Below are 15,563 nucleotides of genomic sequence, written 5' to 3' on the forward strand. Positions count from 1 at the left end.
CCGGGGTCTAGCCACCCCATCAGCGCCGCCGCCGGAAAGAGACGTCTCAAATGGCAACGGTACAGCCCTCGACAGCAAAGACGCCGTCGACCAGAACGACCATCAGCGGCAGCGACGAGATGGTGCACCGCATCCTCGACGCAAGCACCGACAGAGTCACCGCCGCCCTGCCCCACGCGGTCGCGCAGGCCATGCAGACCGCCGTCCCACACCTCTACACCGCAGAGCGGGCCGCAGAGTTCGCCGAGGCCATGATCACCGAGCTGCGGAAGCCGCAGACCCTTACGCCCGAACAGTCCACTCTCGTCATGGACGAGGGGCTCGGCGGGTGGAGGACCACTCGGGTCGAGACGGACCTGCGGGACATCGACGATCAGCGCACCCCCGCTGAGAACGGCGAGACGCCGTTCCTCGCCGCCGAGGTAGTCGTATCCGACTACCGGTCGCGGGCCTACGGCCGGAAGACCGAGGTGTGGGTCAGCTACGGGCTCACCACCGGCAGCGTCACCCCGGCCAAAGCCCGCGAGGTGCTCGCGGCGATGCGCGGCTTCGCCTCCCAGCTGGAGGCTGTAGTCGACCTGGCCGACGAGATCGCCGAGGACGACTTCGAGGGGGATCCGGAGATCGCGGCGGCCGACCGGGCGGCCGAGGACCTCCGGATCAAGCGGATCACCGAGGCTCGCGGATGACGGCCGCGACCTCGACCGAGTCGGCCGGGGGTGTGCAGCTCGTGGGCACCCCCGGCCGCCCGGCCCGCGCCGACCGCCCCGTCCGTGACCCAGACCCCGCCCGCAACGCCGCTTACTGGGCGCGCATCGACGCGATCGTTGATGCGGCCCCGCCCCTCACGGACGAACAGCGGGCGATCATCCGCACCGCGTTCCACCAGCCCGAGGCGCGGAGGACGGCGGCATGAACACACCGCTCGACACGTTCCTGTCCGACCAGGCCTTGGCCACCGGTCGGGACCTCGCGGCCGGCGGGACCCCGACGGTCGTCATCCTGCCCGCCGCCGGTGCGTGCACGTGGTGCGACTGCGACGTCCTCGCCAAGGCCCACGACCCGCGGTTCTGCGCGGGCTGCCCCAACGGTGCAGCCCTCGTCCTGGTCGTCTACAGCGCCGACCCGACCGAGCAGCCCCAGCGGATCGTCCTGTGCGAAGGCCACAAGCACGAGGCCATGCAGTTCCTCACCGCGATCATCGCCGCCGGGGGGTTCCAGTGATCACGGCGAACCTCATCGTCGACCTCGACAACGTCCGCGCCCGGTACGAGTGCCACCGGCCAGGCTGCACGGAGCCGCGAGAGGGACCCGTCTTCGGCACCGAAGACGTGCGCGCCTTCGTCGCCGTCATCCGTAACGACCACCGCGCCCGCTGCACCGGAGAGTCACGTTGAACGACGCACAGACCCCTGACCTCCGGGCTTCCGCTCGCGAGCTGTACGACGCCGGCCTGTGCCCCCTTCCCGTCAAGGCCGACGGCAGCAAGTCTCCCGACGTGCGCAGCTGGACCCCGTACAAGGTCACCCGCTCCACGCCGGAAGAGCACGACCAGTGGTTCAACAACGGCCGCCACACCGGCATCGGCGTCGTAACCGGCGCCGTGTCCGGGAACATCGAGCTCATCGAGTTCGAGGGCCTGGCCGTGAAGGAAGGCGTCCTCGACGAGGTCGCCGAGCTCGCGCAGAACAGCGGGCTCGGCGACCTGTGGGAGGCAGTCACCACCGGGTGGGCCGATCAGTCACCTTCTGGCGGCGTGCACTACAAGGTCATCGTCAAGGGCAGGCCCGCCGCGGGGAACACCAAACTCGCGCGGCGCCTCGCCCGTGAGGATGAGTACACGCCGGAGGAACGGCAGCGTCTCGCGGAGAAGCCCACCTCGAAGATCGTCCGGGTGCTGATCGAGACGCGCGGCGAGGGCGGCTTCGTCGTCATCGCCCCGTCGCACGGGCCCACGCACCCGAGCGGGAAGCCCTACGTCCGGCTCGCCGGCGGGCCGACCACGATGACCGTCGTCGAACCGGAGGAGCTCGACGCCCTGTACGCCCTGTGCCGGGCGCACGACGCGATGCCCGCAGACGAGAAGGCGAAGACCGCTCCCCGCCCTAAGCGGGAGCTGCCCGCGGGACACGTCCGGCCCGGCGACGACTTCGAGAACCGGACCGACTGGCCCGAGATCATCGGCGACGAGTTCGATCCGATCTTCACCCGCGGCAACACCACGTACTGGCGGCGCAAGGGGAAGAACCAGGGGATCTCGGCAACGACCGGCCACGCCGCGGACCGCGACCGGCTGTACGTCTTCACCACCTCGACCACGTTCGAGTCCGAGACGCCCTACGACAAGTTCGCCGCGTACACCCACCTGACGCAGGGCGGCACCACCACCGAGCACTTCAAGCGCGCCGCCGCCGAGCTGCGCAACCGGAACTTCGGATCCGAACCGCCGCGTCAGCGGCTCCGGTCGGTGCCTCCCCGGACCAGCGGGCACTTCACGGACGGGTCCTCGGCCATCGACCCGGACTCGGCGCCCGACGAGCAGGAGACGACGGCCAGCGGACCGGATCTCCGGATCGTCGTGACCAAGCCCGAGCTGGACATCACCAACGAGGCCGACGCCATCGACGGGCTGCTCGACCTGATGGCCGGCGAACGGCTTCCCGATCTGTACAAGCGGTCCTCCGGCCCGTGCTGGGTCCACGAGGACGACGAGAACAACCCGGTCGTCAAGCAGCTGGGCGCGGACAACCTGCGCGCCTACCTCGCGGACCAGGTCACCACTTACCAGGTCGTCAAGGACCCGTTCACCGAGGGCACCAAGGAAGTCCGGGAACTGGTCATGCCCAAGACCTGCAGCACCATCCTGGGACGGAGGGACTGGCCGCTCCTCCCTCTGCGGGGAATCGTCACCTCACCCGTCGTCCGGCCCGACGGCACCCTGATCCAGGCCCCGGGGTACGACCGGGCCACTGGCCTCTACCTGCACCCCCGGATCCCGCTGCGCAGGCTGGCACCGCAGGTCACGGCTGAGTCCGTCGAGCGGGCCAAGGACATCATCCTGAACCAGATGCTCGCCGACTTCCCTTTCGTCGACGACTCCGACCGCGCCCACTTTCTGGGGGCGCTCCTCACACCGATCCTGCGGCCGTACTTCTACGGCCCGACGCCTGCGTTCATCATCACCGCGACCGCTCCCGGCAGCGGCAAGAGCCTGCTGAAGGACATCCTCAAGTACTGCTACGGCATCGCGGAAACCGCGTGGCCGGAGAACGACACCGAGCTGCGGAAGTCCATCACGACGCAGCTCTACACCACGGGTCAGCCGGTCGTGGTCCTCGACAACCTGCCCAACGGGTTCATCATCAAGAGCCCAGTGCTGTCGAGCCTGTTGACCGCGGAGCACTGGGGCGACCGTGTCCTCGGCTCCACCGCGTCCGTGACCATGCGCAACGACCGCGTGTGGATCATCACGGGCAACGGCCTCCGTACCGGCGGAGACAACGGGCGTCGCGCCATGTGGGTGCGCCTCGACCCGAACTGCCCCGACCCCGACCAAAGGGATGGGTACAAGGTCGGCGACCTCCGCCCGTGGCTCCGCACGAACGCGTCCACTGTCGTCGCGGCCCTCGTCACGATGGTCCGCGCGTGGCTAGCCGACGGGGCGAAGACCGTCCGCAAGCGCAAGGGCGACTACTCGGAGTGGGCCAGCATGCTCGCCGGCCTGCTCGCGTACCTCGGCGTCCCCGACTGGCTCGCCGACTCCGAGGCCGGCCAGGACGAGGAGGAGCTCCTGTGGGCTGCCTTCCTCGCGGCGTGGCACCGGGAGCTGGGGAACGAGCCTGTTCCCACCGGGCTGATCATCGCGCGGATGGCTGAGCACATGCCTCGGGGACGAAACGGAGAAATGCCCACGCCTCAGGGGCTGGGCGGATGGCTAAGAAGCCGGGACGGCCGCTACTTCAAGGCCCCCGAGGTCGGCTCCTTCAAGCCGGTCAAGGTCTGGGACGCACACAAGTGCCAGAACCTGTGGCGCGTCGAGTCCCACGGGGGTGCGGCATGACCAGCCTCTTTGCAGGGAGTGCAGGGACTTGGCAGGGATCCGTGCAGGGACCTGCGGGCCTCCCTGCGCCGCCTCTGATCAGCGGAAAGGCAGGGACGCAGGGACCTGCAGGGAGGAATCCCATCCTCCCTACTGCACACGCGCATCACATGCACATCGCACATCACACATGTATCGCACTGCGTGATGAACACGTTGGGATCTCTCCCTGTCGCAAAGGACTTGAGGAAAGTCCCTGCAACTCCCTGCCTCCCTGCAAAACACCCGGCCAACGCGTTTTCGCCCGCCACTCCAACTCCCTGCACGGGTCCCTGCGACTCCCTGCACTCCCTGCAAACCCGCAGGACAACGCGAGCCGAGGTGACTGCCATGTCCGCACTGCCTGAGACCTTCACCCCGAGGCCGTACCAGGTCGACGCAATCAAGGCGCTCACCACCGGCTGGCAGGGTGCTCACGACCGGCTCGCGGTCGTCCTTCCCACCGGCGCCGGGAAGACCGTGGTGTTCGCGAACCTCATCCTCGACCGCCTCACCGCCCTCGCGGACGCCGGACAGCGCGCCCTGGTCATCGCCCACCGCGAGGAACTCATCCAGCAGGCCGTCGGCAAGATCAGGGCCGTGTGCCCGCAGCTCCGCGTCGGCATCGTCAAAGCCGAGCGCGACGAGCACGACGGCGTGGACGTCATCGTGGCCAGCGTGCAGACCCTCGCGGTCGAGCGTCGCCGCCAGGCGATCCAGGACGTCGGCCTGATCATCGTCGACGAATGCCACCACGCCGCAGCCTCGACCTACCTCGACGTTCTCGAACACTTCGGGGCCTGGCGCGGTATCCCCGTCGCCGGCTTCACCGCCACGATGACCCGCCAGGACGGCGGCCTGGGCGAAGTCTGGGAAGACGTCGTCTTCACCCTCGACATCCTGGAGATGATCGAGGACGGCTACCTCTGCGACGTCCGCGGCAAGCGCGTCATCGTCGAAGGCCTCGACCTCGACAAGGTCAAGACCCGTAACGGCGACCTCGCCGACGGACAGTTGGGCCAGGCGCTCGACGACTCCGGCGCGGCGAAGGTCGTGGCTGAGGCGTACCGGCAGCACGCGGGCGACCGGCCCGGCGTGGTCTTCACCCCGACCGTCGACACCGCCCAGTCCATGGCGGAGGCCTTCACCGCCGCGGGGATCCCGGCGGCGGCCGTCTGGGGCGACATGCCCAAGGACGACCGCGCCGCCGTCCTCGACCGGTACAAGGCCGGGACCGTCCAAGTCCTCACGAACTGCATGGTCTTGACTGAGGGCTTCGACGCCCCATGGACATCCTGTGTCGTCATCGCCCGCCCGACGAAGTCCGCCGGCCTGTACTGCCAGATGGCCGGGCGGGGGCTGCGCCTGTGGGAGGGCAAGAAGGACGCCCTGATCCTCGACGTGATGGGCGCGTCCACCCGACACAAGCTTGCCTCCATCGTCGACCTCACCAGCCGTGAGGTCGTCATGACCGACGAAGATCAGACGTTGCGCGAGACCGTTCGCGCAGCCGAGGAGAAGGCGAAGCAGGTCCTCGACCTGTCACGCGTCCAGGTCGAGGAGGTCGACCTGTTCCACGGGTCCGCCCTGCGGTGGCTGAAGACGGACTCGGGGGTGTGGTTCATCCCGGTAGGGGACGCGGCCTTCGTCTTCCTGATCCGTAACCCGGTCGACCGGACCTACTGGCTGCGCCGCTTCGACTACGACAACGGCATGGTGGGCCCGAAGCACGACGCACCACTGCCGCTGCCGGAGGCCAAGGCGTGGCTGGAGAACCAGGCTCGGACGATGGGCAGCCGTTGGCTCGCCGCTCGTACCGCGCCGTGGCGCAACAAGCCGGCCAGCGTGAAGCAGTTGAACTTCTGCCGGGCGAAGGGGATCGCAGTACCTCACGGCAGCAGTGCCGGTGAGGTCTCCGACCTACAGGCCGTGCATCAGTTCAACGCCATCCTCGTCCAGATCACTGCTGCCGCCGCATCCGCGGCCTGACCCGCACCCAGTCGGCCGGGCCCGCGGCAATCGGGGCCCGGCCTCCCAGCAGGAGACCACAGGGAGGGAATCCATGTCCCCGAACGAGATCCAGATGCTCATCGTCGGCATCGCCTTCGGCGCCCACTGCATGAACATCACGCACATCGTGCTCGACGCCCGGGCCGCACGCCGCAGCGCGGCAGCCTCGCGCGGCGTGCGACGCCTCGCGGCGGGCGAGCAGTTCCTCAGCAGCTTCCGCCTGTACCGGATGCAGCACCGGAGCCGGGCGTGACCGCGGCCTGCGGCCTGTGCGAGCGCGCCCTCGAGCACGGCTACCTGTGCCCCGGGGACACGCTCGCCCTGGCGGAACGCCTCCACCGGATGCCCCGCCTGTACGAGGCGCTCGGCGCGTTCCTCGCCCCGGCCGTCCGCGGCGCCGGCGAGCGCGTGGCCAGCGGCCACCCCGGCTCGCGGCTGCCCGTCGACGAGGCCGTCCTCGATCTCCGGTACGGGGGCATCGCCCTGGTGCTGGAGTCGTGGCGGTCCGACGTGCAGGCCGCGCGCGGCTGGGGGCAGCCCGCCGTCGAGGGCAGCGTGGAACGCCGGGTGTTGGCTGCCTCTCGCTGGCTCGGCATGAGCCTGGAGTGGATCGCCTCGTCGTACCCGGCGGCCGGCGATCTGGCCCGGGAGGTACGGGAGGTGGAGGGTGCGGCCCTGTCCATCGTCGGGGCGAAGCCGGACCGTGGCCGCCCGGTCGGGCAGTGCGTGGCGGTCGACGTGTCCGGGGTGGTGTGCGGGTCGACGATCCGTCACCGCGCCGGCGAGACGAAGCTCGTGTGCGACTGGTGCCACTGCGTGTACGGCACCGAGCAGGATCTGCTGCTGCTCCTGCACTACCAGCCGAAGGAGTTGGCGTGACCTCCTTGCACCCAACCCCAGTGTTGGATACGCTTGCACCGATGGATCCGAAGCCCTGGCGGGAGCGGATCGTCGAGGAAGAACGGCTGTTGGAGCAGCTGCGCGTCCTCGCCTCCGAGTCCGCCTCACGACGAGCCCAAGCCCTGCGCGATGGCGTAGCCGACCTGGGCACCGTCGCCGCGGTAGCCCGGGACCTCGGCCGCAGCTGGCAGGCGGTCGACCAGGCGCTCAAGCGCGACGAGAAGAAGGCGACCACGCAGGACGCCACCACAACCGAATAGACAGCGAGGGCCGGACAGCAGCTCTCCACGGTGTTGGAGCACCGAGGAGGCGCGCGCGCCGCCCGACCCTCTACCGAGCATCCTGATGAACCCAGGAGTCGGCATGACCGATCATTCCACGGGCACCCCTGTGCCTGTACCCGCCCGGCGTCTGATCGCCGCGGGCACCATCCGCCGCCTGCCCGGCCGCACCATCACCGTGCGCGTCACCCAGGCCGGCGTCACCGGAGTCATCCGCAAGGCGGTGACCCAGTGACCCTCACCCCGAACCGCGACCACCTCGCCGAGCTGCACAGTGCAGCCCAGCGCGACTACTCCAGCCCGGCCGGCCGGCTGGCCCGAGCCACCTTCGCCACCCAGCACCCGGCCCGGCCCGACTCGCAGCCCGAGCCGACCGACCTCGACGTCGCGGTCAGCGTCGCGCAGCAGCTGCTCGACAGCGACCAGGTCCTGTCCCTCCGCGAAGCCCTGCGCCTCCTGCTCCGCGCCCTTGGCGCCGAACGGGGTGAGGGCCAGTGAGCATTGCCTACGACCCGCTGCACGGGCCTCACGACACCACTCCGCCCCCGGAGTCCCTCGCCGTCGAGATCGCTGTCTCCCGCCGCATCCTCGACGAGACCGCCAGCCTCAACATCCACGACCGCAGCGACATGCTGCGGGCAGCCGTCGCCCTCGACTGCCGGGTGCGGGCCCTGCTCGCCGCGCTCGAAGCCGAACGGGGTGAAGGCCAGTGAACGCGCCCCGCACCGTCACCCTGCCCACCCACGACCACGGCGACGTCACCCTCCCCGAACCCACCTGGTGCGCCGGCCACCCCAACCCGCGGCCCCAGTACCGCACCGACCTCACCCACTACGGGCCGGAGCACCGGCTCACCTTCAACGGCGAGCCCCTGTTCGCCCTGATGCTCGCTCAGTCCCCGCTGTCCGAGCGGGCCGGCCGCGAAGTGTCCGCCTACGTCGAGGAGTCCGGCTACACGGGCTCGCTCGACCCGACCGGCCTGTACGGCCTGGCCGCCGCCCTCGACGCGGCCGCCGACCAGATGCGTGCCTTCGCCGACCAGCTCAGCCCGCTCCTGGGCGGTGGCCGATGAAGCGCATCCGCCGCATCCTCGCCCGCTGGTTCCGGCGTCCCACCCAGGCCACCGGCCGGCGCCCCGCCGCCCCGGTGTGGGTCCGCGGCCTCACCGCCGGCGGCCGCCCCGTCGTCCTCGGTGTCGCCCTCCTCATGTGCGCGCCCGGCGAGTACCACCTCGCCGAGACCGCCGGATGGAACGACCCCTTCACCTACGGCATGCCGGTCGTCCTGTCCGCCTACGCCGGCATCGCGGCGGCCGTCGCCTCCACCCGGCAGGCCGGCGACCGGGGCCGCTGGTCCGCGATCATCGGCGCCTGCCTCGCCCTCGGCCTGGCGATGGCCGCCCAGGTCGTCTCCCACCTGATCACCACCGGGCACGTCATCGCGGATCAGCCCGTCCTGATCGCGGTCACCAGTCTCGTGCCGCCCGCCGTCGTCGGCCACCTCCTGCACCTCGCGGCCACCCCGCCAGACGCACACCAGGACGCGCCGGACACCGAGGACGCCACCGCGTCCCGACCCGTCCCGGCCGTCCGCCCGACCCTCGACCTCGTGCCCGTCGGGACCCAGCTGCTGCCGCTCGTCGCCCGCCCCCGGCCCACCGTGACCCTCGAACGCCAGGACGCCCACGACACCGACCGGACGCGGGAGCTGGAAGCCAGGACGGGCGAGGACGCCGACGACGAGCCCCGTCCCGAGCCGCCCCTCATGACGTCCGCTGACGTCGCCGAGCACTACGGCATCGAGCAGTCCACCGTCCGCTCCTGGGTCGCAGCAGGACGCCTCACCGTCCACAGCAAGACGCCTTCCGGACGCAACCTCTTCCACCCCGACCAACTGCCCATCATCTCCGGATCGGTGGTGCCGGCATGAAGGCGATCATCTTCGGCGCGCTGCTCGGCGCGTTCCTGCTGTGGCCGCCCGCGCTGCCGCTCACCGCCGCCACCGTGTCCGCACTGGCCGGACAGCCCGCCGTCCTCGTCTTCGTCCTCGGCGTCCTGGCCCGTCCCGCCATCGCCCGCCGTGTCCGGGGGGGGGACGCGATGAGCGACCCGCTCGCCAAGGCGGAGGCCGCCGCCGTCGAGGCCGCCGACAACACGGACCTGACCCGGCAGATCGCCGCGATCCTCGCCGCGCAGCAGCTGCTGAACCAGCAGAAGGCGCCGGCCTGCCAGCACCAGGCCGCGCCCGCCTCCCAGTTCGACGCGAAGAAGTGGCTCGTCATCGGCGGGGTGGTCGTCTCGGTCGGCCTGGTCGGCGCCCTGTTCGCCGTGGCCATCGCCATCGGAGCGTGCTGCGCCACCGGCTGCCTGCTGATCCTGCGCGGCATGTGGCGCGACTTCCAGAAGGGGAAGTGACCATGCCCGCCAAGCAGACGCCGCCCGGCCAGTGCCCGCAGTGCTGGCAGCACGCCTACGACAAGGCCATTCACCGCAGGCTCGGCCCGCGCGAGGACTGCCCGGAGTGCGTCGACCACATGCGAAACGGCTGCCCCTACATCGCGCCCAAGATGAAATCCCGCTGGTGGTGACCATGTTCGACGCCGTTCTGATCTCGCACTTCCACTGCCCGGCGTGCGGGCCCCTCAAGGTCGGTGCCACCCGGGCCGTCTGCGGTCAGGTGATCCCGGCGCCGGCCGCGGGCAATGGGCCGTCCCGTAAGTGCCCGGCGTGCAAGAAGGCGCTCCGTAAGCACGAGGCCAGTCACCGCTGACCAGAGAGGTGCCCGCATGAATCACGTCATCAACATCGCCCCGTGGAAGTCCCGCCTGCCGCGCCTGGCCGCCCTCTTCGACTGGTCGTGCTCCTGCGGCAGGCGTGCATCCCAGCCGGCCCGCGACCGGAGCGCCGCCGAGGTCGAGGCCCTGCGCCACACGCCGCCGACCAGCAAAGTCACCCGCCACCACCACTGACCAGGAGAAACAGATGGACCGCACGCAACGCCTGACCATGGCGGATGCCGCCACCACCCGGGCCGCCGCCCTCGCCCGTGACGCCGAGGTCGCCGCACAGAGCAGCGAGCGCCGCCACCAGGCCGCCCCGCTCGCCGCGGCCGGCGCCCTGTGGGCGGACATCGCCCGTACCCACGTCGCGATCGCCGCCGCCCTGCCCGAGACCGAGACGGAGGACGCCGATGTCTGAGCCGAAGCTGACGTTCGGGGAGAAGTTGGCGATCGTGCGCCTCGAGGCCCGAGGCGTCCGCCGGGCTGCGGCCGGCATCGAGAGCCAGCCCGCCCTGGACCGGAAGGTCGAGGCCATCTACGAGCGGGCCCGCAAGCGCGAGGCCAACGCCAAGAAGAAGTAGCCACGCCCCGGGGACGGCGTCCTACCGCCAAGCAGTCGCCGTCCCCGGGCCCCGGACCGCCCAACAGAACGACCGGAGAGAGCAGCATGACCGACATCCTGATCAAGCCGCTACAGGACGCCCCCGAGGACGCCGAGGACGCACAGGACGCCGTCGAGGAAGTCGAGGCCGTAGACCGTCCTAACAACCCGCTCGCCGACTGGCTGACCGTCCCGGACGCGCCGATCCTCCCCGCGTGGGCGCGCAACTGGGCGTCCGTCCGCGCCAACAGCGGCGCGTTCATGAAGGTCACCTGGTGGCACACCCGCTACCACTCCCTCCGCAGCCCCAAGTACGCCGTCAAGGTCGCCGGCTACTCCGCCCGCGGTGCGTTCCGTGGCGGACGCCGCCTATGGCCCGTCCTCTCCGCCCAGGACCACTCACGCGCCATCAAGGCCCTGCGCGCCCAGTCCATGGCCAAGCCCGAGGACACCGTCCTCGCCGCACAGGCCGTCCTCGCGCACCGAGAGCGCACCGTTGCCCGCCGCTGGCGGTGGGGCACAGCCCTCGGCCTCGCCTCCGCCGCGGCCGTCGCGCTCAACTACGCCTCCCTCGGCCTCCAGCTCGCCGCCGGCTGCATGATGTGTGGCGGCCTGTCCGCCATCGGCTGGTCCGACGAGGCGCAGATCCTCGACCACGGCACCCCGCCCCTGCGCATCGCCATGGACTCCCAGCAGCTCAACGACGCCCTGCGCGCCACCGGCCTGCTCAAGCAGGGCAAGGGCGACGACGACGGACCCAAGGTCAACTGCGTCATGGGTCCGCTCCGCGACGGCAACGGCTGGGCCGTCGTCTTCGACCTGCCGCGCGGCGGCGGGAAGACCGCGTCCGACGTCCTCGCCAAGCGCACCGCCATCGCTGCCGAACTCGGCGTCGACGAGATCCAGGTCATCATGAGCCGCGTCCGTGCAGCTCACGGCGGCAACGCAGGCCGCGTCTCGATGTGGGTCGCCGACGATGACCCCTACCTCGCCCCGCCCACCACCTCACCCCTGGAGGGCATGGACACCTTCTCCATCTGGGACCCGATCCCCTTCGGCCAGGACGCCCGCGGCAACCGCGTCACCCTGCCCATCGTCTGGCAGTCAATGTTCTTCGGCGGCCTGCCCCGGCGAGGCAAGACGTTCTCTCAGCGCCTCCTCACGGCCGCCGGCCTCCTCGACCCCTACGTCAGGCACTACGTGTGCGACTTCAAGGGCGGCCAGGACTGGATCCAGACGCGGCAGGTCGCCCACCGCCTGGTCCTCGGCGCCGAAGAGGACGCCATCGAGGCGTTCAAGGCCCTGCTCAAGGAGCTGCTCGCCGAGATGGAGCGCCGCTTCTCCATCCTGCGCGGCCTGCCTACCTCGATCTGCCCCGAGGGCAAGCTCACCCCCGAGATCGTCAAGCGATACAACATGCCGTTCATCCTGTTCACCGTCGACGAGCTGCAAGAGGCGTTCCTCGCCGTCGACGACCAGGAGCGCGAGGAGATCATCAACGACATGGCCCGCATCGCCCGCCGCGGCCCGGCCGCCGGGTTCATCTCCAACTACGCCTCGCAGCGCCCCGACGCGAAGTCCGTGCCGACCAAGCTCCGCGAGATCATCACCATCCGCTACTCGACGCAGGTCACCGACCAGACGTCCTCCGACATGGTCCTCGGCAAGGGCAAGGCCGCCCAGGGAGCGGACGCGTCCGTCCTGTCCGAGGAGCACAAGGGCGTCGGCGTCCTCGTCACCGGCCCGGCCTCCTTCGTCACCGTGAAGGCCGACATGCTGGAGACCGCCGGGTTCAACGCCATGTGCTCCAAGGGCCGTGCCCTGCGCGAGCAGGCCGGGACCCTCACCGGAGACGCGGCCAACGACCCCAGCGCCATCGCCGAAGCCTCCGGCATCACCATCAGCCCCGTCCTGTCCGACTGCCTGTCCGTCATGCGGCACAGCCCCAAGATGCACACCGTGGACCTCCTCGCCCGCCTGGAGAACCTTGACGAGGACTACGGCGACTGGGACGCCGAACGCCTCGCCAAGGAACTCGACGACGCCGGAGTGAAGCGCACCACCAGGCAGGTCAACATCGGCGGCAAGAACCTCGCCGGATGGCGCCGCGAGGACCTCGAAGCCGCCATGCCGGCCGACCTCCTCAACGCCCGGTAGAGGGGGAGGGCTCTACAAGCCCCGCTACGAGACCCCCTCTTGGCCACCCCTACCCAGGGAGTGGATCTAGAGGGGGGCCTCTACAGTCGTAGACCCCCCTGTAGCGGCCCGTGACCAGGGACGTAGTGGGGATAGAGGGGGTCTGGATCACCCCTCCTGTACCCCGCCCAGGCGGCATCATGGACGGCATGGAGTCGCAGAACATCCGGCCCGGCCACCTCACCGCCCACCAGACCGCCAGCGCCCTCGGCGTCACCCTCGGAGGCGTCCGCCAGCTCGTCCACCGCGGCCAGCTCCAGCGCGCTGGCGGCACCGCCCGGCAACCCTGGTACGCCGCCACAGACGTTGCCGCCCTCACCGCGAAACGACAGGCACGCGCCGCCGCTTGACCGCAGGTCAGACGCGTGTAACGATCTCGGCGTACAACTGTGCCCTCAACCGGCACCACAAACACACGACGAAGCCCCAGCCAATCCCCCCGGCTGGGGCTTCGTCGTGCCAGCGTCCGCCGCCCGGACAGGGGCTGGCGAGGCCCCGCGGAACACGGGCCGCACCCGGGCGGCGGACCTCACGGAGGAGGCGCCCGTGGCCGGCAACCCCCGCAACGGGCGCCCCTACCGCAGGCTCTGCGCGACCGTGAGAGCCCTCGGCATGCCGTGCTGGCTCTGCGGCCACAACATCGACCCCCGCCTCGACCCGCGACACCCAATGTCCTGGACCCTCGACCACCTCGTGCCACTCAGCCGCGGCGGCGACCTCCTTGACCCCGCCAACGCCCGCCCAGCACACAGGCGGTGCAACAGCAGCAAGGGCAACCGCGCGATGGCCACGCCCCAGGTCGCGCCACAACGAGCATCACGGAGGTGGTGACCATGACCGGGCACGCCCTAAAACTGGACCTCGTTGACGGCCTGGGCCGCATCGACCTCGATGGCGACGACATCAGGTACAGCGTCGGCCGCCTCACTCTCCAGGCCAGCCACGGCCGGCGCCCGCTCCTCACCCTTGAACCGCGGATGTTCATCCAGATGGCCGACGTAACAACCGTGGCAGACGTGACCATCCCCAAGGACACCCGTCAGCTCCTCATCAAGCTGGGCTGGACACCACCAGCCGCCGACACCGAGTAACCCGGCCTGCCGTGCTGTACGTCGTGAGCGGCCCGCCCGGCGCTGGCAAGTCCAGCTGGATCCGTGCGCACGCCAAGGCCACCGACATCGTCATCGACTTCGACCTGCTCGCCCTCGCCCTCGCCGGGCCGGGCGCCGACCACCACCGCCACGGCAGGACGCTGGAGAAGGTCGTCCACCGCGTCCGCTTCGCCGCCATCCGCGAGGCCGAGCACCACCTCGACACCGTCGACGTCTACCTGATCAACACCATGCCGAGCCCGCGCGACCTGGCCAACTACAAGCGGCTCAAGGCCAAGCTGATCACGGTTGACCCAGGCCGAGAGATCGTCATGCAGCGCATCAGAGACATGCGTCAGCCAGGCATGGCCGCGGTCGCAGAGCGCTGGTACAAGAAGCACCCGCCCCGATCACCCTCCGCAATGCCCCAGGCGTCACGGCGCTGGTAGCGCGCGCGAGCGGTCGACTCAAGATCACCTTGCCGGGCCGGCCCATTCTTTAGCGGGAGGGGCGGGAGCCTCCCATCCCGCGGCCGTCCTCGACGGGGTCCACGTTCGCCAGCATCAACCTGTCGCGCACCGAGTCGAGCCTGCAGAAGGTCGCGGTGTGGGCGGCGACGGACCTGGTGTCCTCCCTGGTGGCGACGCTGCCCCTGGACGTCTACGAGGGCACAGGGGCGTCGCGGCGGGAGCTGCCGCTACCGAAGGTGCTGGAGGACCCGGCGGGCGACGGCTACGGCCTGGCCGACTGGATCTACCAGTACATGATGTCGCTGCTGCTGCGGGGCAACACCTACGGCCGGACCGCTGACCGGGACCGGCTCGGCAACCCGACGCAGGTGGTGCTGTACCACCCGGACGAGGTGCAGGGCTGGCGCGACGTGAAGGATGGTCTGCCCCGTTGGCGGGTGGGCGGCGAGATGGTCGACGAGCCGGCGGACATGTGGCACCAGCGGGCCTACTCGATTCCCGGCCGACTGCTCGGTCTGTCGCCGGTCGCGCACCACGCGACGACGATCGCGCAGGGTCTGGCGGCTGCCCGGTTCGGACAGCAGTTCTTCGAGGAGGGCGGCGCCCCGTCCGGGCTGCTGACCAACGAGCAGGCCCTGGACGCGAAGCAGGCGTCCGTGGCGAAGGACCGGTTCCTGGCCGCGCTGCGCGGATCGCGTGAGCCACTGGTGCTGGGCCAGGGCTGGAAGTACCAGCCGATCTCCGTGAACCCGGAGGAGTCCCAGTTCCTGGAGACGCAGAAGTACACGTCCGCCGAGTGCGCGCGGATCTACGGGCCGGGCATGCCGGAGATCCTCGGCTATGAGAGCGGCGGCTCGATGACCTACGCCAACGTCGAGCAGCGTTCGCTCGACCTGCTGACCTACGCCCTCGACCGGTGGCTGGTGCGCACAGAGCGCATGTTCACCTCGATGCTGCCCGCCGGGCAGTACGTGAAGCTCAACCGCAAGGCGCTGGCCCGCACCGACCTGCTGACCAGGTTCCGCGCGCACGCCCTCGCGCTGCAGAACCGGTGGACGACGCCGAACGAGGTGCGCGACGTCGAGGACCAGACGCCCGTGAAGTGGGGCGACGAACCGAATGCGGCTCCCGCACCGAAGGTGCAGATCGACTGACAG

25 protein-coding genes are annotated in these 15,563 nt (G+C 70.3%); all 25 read left to right on the top strand.

The window, feature by feature from the left end:
* The first annotated feature begins 50 nt into the window (after nt 1-50).
* Nucleotides 51-689: a hypothetical protein gene (locus tag OG985_RS21710; RefSeq protein WP_371669998.1), complete on the top strand. Its 639-nt coding sequence runs from the start codon at nt 51-53 to the stop codon at nt 687-689.
* Complete coding sequence (locus OG985_RS21715) at nt 686-916, top strand: hypothetical protein (RefSeq protein ID WP_371669999.1); 231 nt, start codon at nt 686-688, stop codon at nt 914-916. Before OG985_RS21710 ends, OG985_RS21715 begins: the two co-directional genes overlap by 4 nt.
* Entirely contained in the window at nt 913-1,224 is a 312-nt protein-coding gene (locus OG985_RS21720; protein WP_371670000.1) for a hypothetical protein, read from the top strand. Before OG985_RS21715 ends, OG985_RS21720 begins: the two co-directional genes overlap by 4 nt.
* Nucleotides 1,221-1,397 (top strand): hypothetical protein, encoded by a 177-nt coding sequence (locus OG985_RS21725; protein WP_371670001.1) that lies wholly within the window; start codon nt 1,221-1,223, stop codon nt 1,395-1,397. The genes OG985_RS21720 and OG985_RS21725 overlap by 4 nt, the downstream gene beginning before the upstream one ends.
* Complete coding sequence (locus tag OG985_RS21730) at nt 1,394-4,060, top strand: bifunctional DNA primase/polymerase (protein WP_371670002.1); 2,667 nt, start codon at nt 1,394-1,396, stop codon at nt 4,058-4,060. The genes OG985_RS21725 and OG985_RS21730 overlap by 4 nt, the downstream gene beginning before the upstream one ends.
* Before the next feature lie 369 nt (nt 4,061-4,429).
* Complete coding sequence (locus tag OG985_RS21735; protein ID WP_371670003.1) at nt 4,430-6,067, top strand: DEAD/DEAH box helicase; 1,638 nt, start codon at nt 4,430-4,432, stop codon at nt 6,065-6,067.
* 73 nt (nt 6,068-6,140) lie between these two features.
* On the top strand, nt 6,141-6,341 hold the full coding sequence (locus tag OG985_RS21740) for a hypothetical protein (RefSeq protein WP_371670004.1): 201 nt from the start codon (nt 6,141-6,143) through the stop codon (nt 6,339-6,341).
* Nucleotides 6,338-6,967: a hypothetical protein gene (locus tag OG985_RS21745; protein ID WP_371670005.1), complete on the top strand. Its 630-nt coding sequence runs from the start codon at nt 6,338-6,340 to the stop codon at nt 6,965-6,967. Before OG985_RS21740 ends, OG985_RS21745 begins: the two co-directional genes overlap by 4 nt.
* Before the next feature lie 41 nt (nt 6,968-7,008).
* The gene (locus tag OG985_RS21750) at nt 7,009-7,248 is read left to right on the top strand and encodes a hypothetical protein (protein WP_371670006.1); all 240 of its coding nucleotides are present in this window, start codon (nt 7,009-7,011) and stop codon (nt 7,246-7,248) included.
* 103 nt (nt 7,249-7,351) lie between these two features.
* On the top strand, nt 7,352-7,504 hold the full coding sequence (locus OG985_RS21755; RefSeq protein WP_371670007.1) for a hypothetical protein: 153 nt from the start codon (nt 7,352-7,354) through the stop codon (nt 7,502-7,504).
* Complete coding sequence (locus tag OG985_RS21760) at nt 7,501-7,767, top strand: hypothetical protein (RefSeq protein ID WP_371670008.1); 267 nt, start codon at nt 7,501-7,503, stop codon at nt 7,765-7,767. The genes OG985_RS21755 and OG985_RS21760 overlap by 4 nt, the downstream gene beginning before the upstream one ends.
* Nucleotides 7,764-7,982: a hypothetical protein gene (locus OG985_RS21765; protein WP_371670009.1), complete on the top strand. Its 219-nt coding sequence runs from the start codon at nt 7,764-7,766 to the stop codon at nt 7,980-7,982. Before OG985_RS21760 ends, OG985_RS21765 begins: the two co-directional genes overlap by 4 nt.
* Nucleotides 7,979-8,341 carry a hypothetical protein gene (locus tag OG985_RS21770; protein ID WP_371670010.1) on the top strand — a complete coding sequence of 121 codons (363 nt, stop codon included), beginning with the start codon at nt 7,979-7,981 and terminating at the stop codon, nt 8,339-8,341. The genes OG985_RS21765 and OG985_RS21770 overlap by 4 nt, the downstream gene beginning before the upstream one ends.
* Nucleotides 8,338-9,198, top strand: coding sequence for a hypothetical protein (locus OG985_RS21775; RefSeq protein ID WP_371670011.1), 861 nt, complete (start codon nt 8,338-8,340; stop codon nt 9,196-9,198). Before OG985_RS21770 ends, OG985_RS21775 begins: the two co-directional genes overlap by 4 nt.
* Nucleotides 9,195-9,683 carry a hypothetical protein gene (locus OG985_RS21780; RefSeq protein WP_371670012.1) on the top strand — a complete coding sequence of 163 codons (489 nt, stop codon included), beginning with the start codon at nt 9,195-9,197 and terminating at the stop codon, nt 9,681-9,683. The genes OG985_RS21775 and OG985_RS21780 overlap by 4 nt, the downstream gene beginning before the upstream one ends.
* Nucleotides 9,684-9,685: 2 nt before the next feature.
* A complete protein-coding gene (locus OG985_RS21785) occupies nt 9,686-9,856 on the top strand; it encodes a pRL2-8 (RefSeq protein ID WP_371670013.1) in 171 nt (56 codons plus the stop codon).
* A 198-nt stretch (nt 9,857-10,054) separates the two neighbouring features.
* Complete coding sequence (locus OG985_RS21790; RefSeq protein WP_371670014.1) at nt 10,055-10,237, top strand: hypothetical protein; 183 nt, start codon at nt 10,055-10,057, stop codon at nt 10,235-10,237.
* A 13-nt stretch (nt 10,238-10,250) separates the two neighbouring features.
* Complete coding sequence (locus OG985_RS21795; RefSeq protein WP_371670015.1) at nt 10,251-10,466, top strand: hypothetical protein; 216 nt, start codon at nt 10,251-10,253, stop codon at nt 10,464-10,466.
* Nucleotides 10,459-10,629 carry a DUF6257 family protein gene (locus OG985_RS21800; protein WP_371670016.1) on the top strand — a complete coding sequence of 57 codons (171 nt, stop codon included), beginning with the start codon at nt 10,459-10,461 and terminating at the stop codon, nt 10,627-10,629. The genes OG985_RS21795 and OG985_RS21800 overlap by 8 nt, the downstream gene beginning before the upstream one ends.
* An 86-nt stretch (nt 10,630-10,715) precedes the next feature.
* Nucleotides 10,716-12,806 carry a cell division protein FtsK gene (locus OG985_RS21805; RefSeq protein ID WP_371670017.1) on the top strand — a complete coding sequence of 697 codons (2,091 nt, stop codon included), beginning with the start codon at nt 10,716-10,718 and terminating at the stop codon, nt 12,804-12,806.
* Nucleotides 12,807-12,994: 188 nt separating this feature from the next.
* A complete protein-coding gene (locus tag OG985_RS21810; RefSeq protein WP_371670018.1) occupies nt 12,995-13,195 on the top strand; it encodes a hypothetical protein in 201 nt (66 codons plus the stop codon).
* Nucleotides 13,196-13,457: 262 nt separating this feature from the next.
* Entirely contained in the window at nt 13,458-13,676 is a 219-nt protein-coding gene (locus tag OG985_RS21815) for an HNH endonuclease (protein ID WP_371674455.1), read from the top strand.
* 2 nt (nt 13,677-13,678) lie between these two features.
* On the top strand, nt 13,679-13,936 hold the full coding sequence (locus OG985_RS21820; RefSeq protein WP_371670019.1) for a hypothetical protein: 258 nt from the start codon (nt 13,679-13,681) through the stop codon (nt 13,934-13,936).
* A gap of 23 nt (nt 13,937-13,959) precedes the next feature.
* Nucleotides 13,960-14,385, top strand: coding sequence for a hypothetical protein (locus tag OG985_RS21825; protein ID WP_371670020.1), 426 nt, complete (start codon nt 13,960-13,962; stop codon nt 14,383-14,385).
* Between the two features lie 140 nt (nt 14,386-14,525).
* Nucleotides 14,526-15,560: a phage portal protein gene (locus tag OG985_RS21830; RefSeq protein ID WP_371674456.1), complete on the top strand. Its 1,035-nt coding sequence runs from the start codon at nt 14,526-14,528 to the stop codon at nt 15,558-15,560.
* Nucleotides 15,561-15,563 lie beyond the last annotated feature (3 nt).

It is taken from the genome of Streptomyces sp. NBC_00289, assembly GCF_041435115.1.
GTDB lineage: Bacteria > Actinomycetota > Actinomycetes > Streptomycetales > Streptomycetaceae > Streptomyces.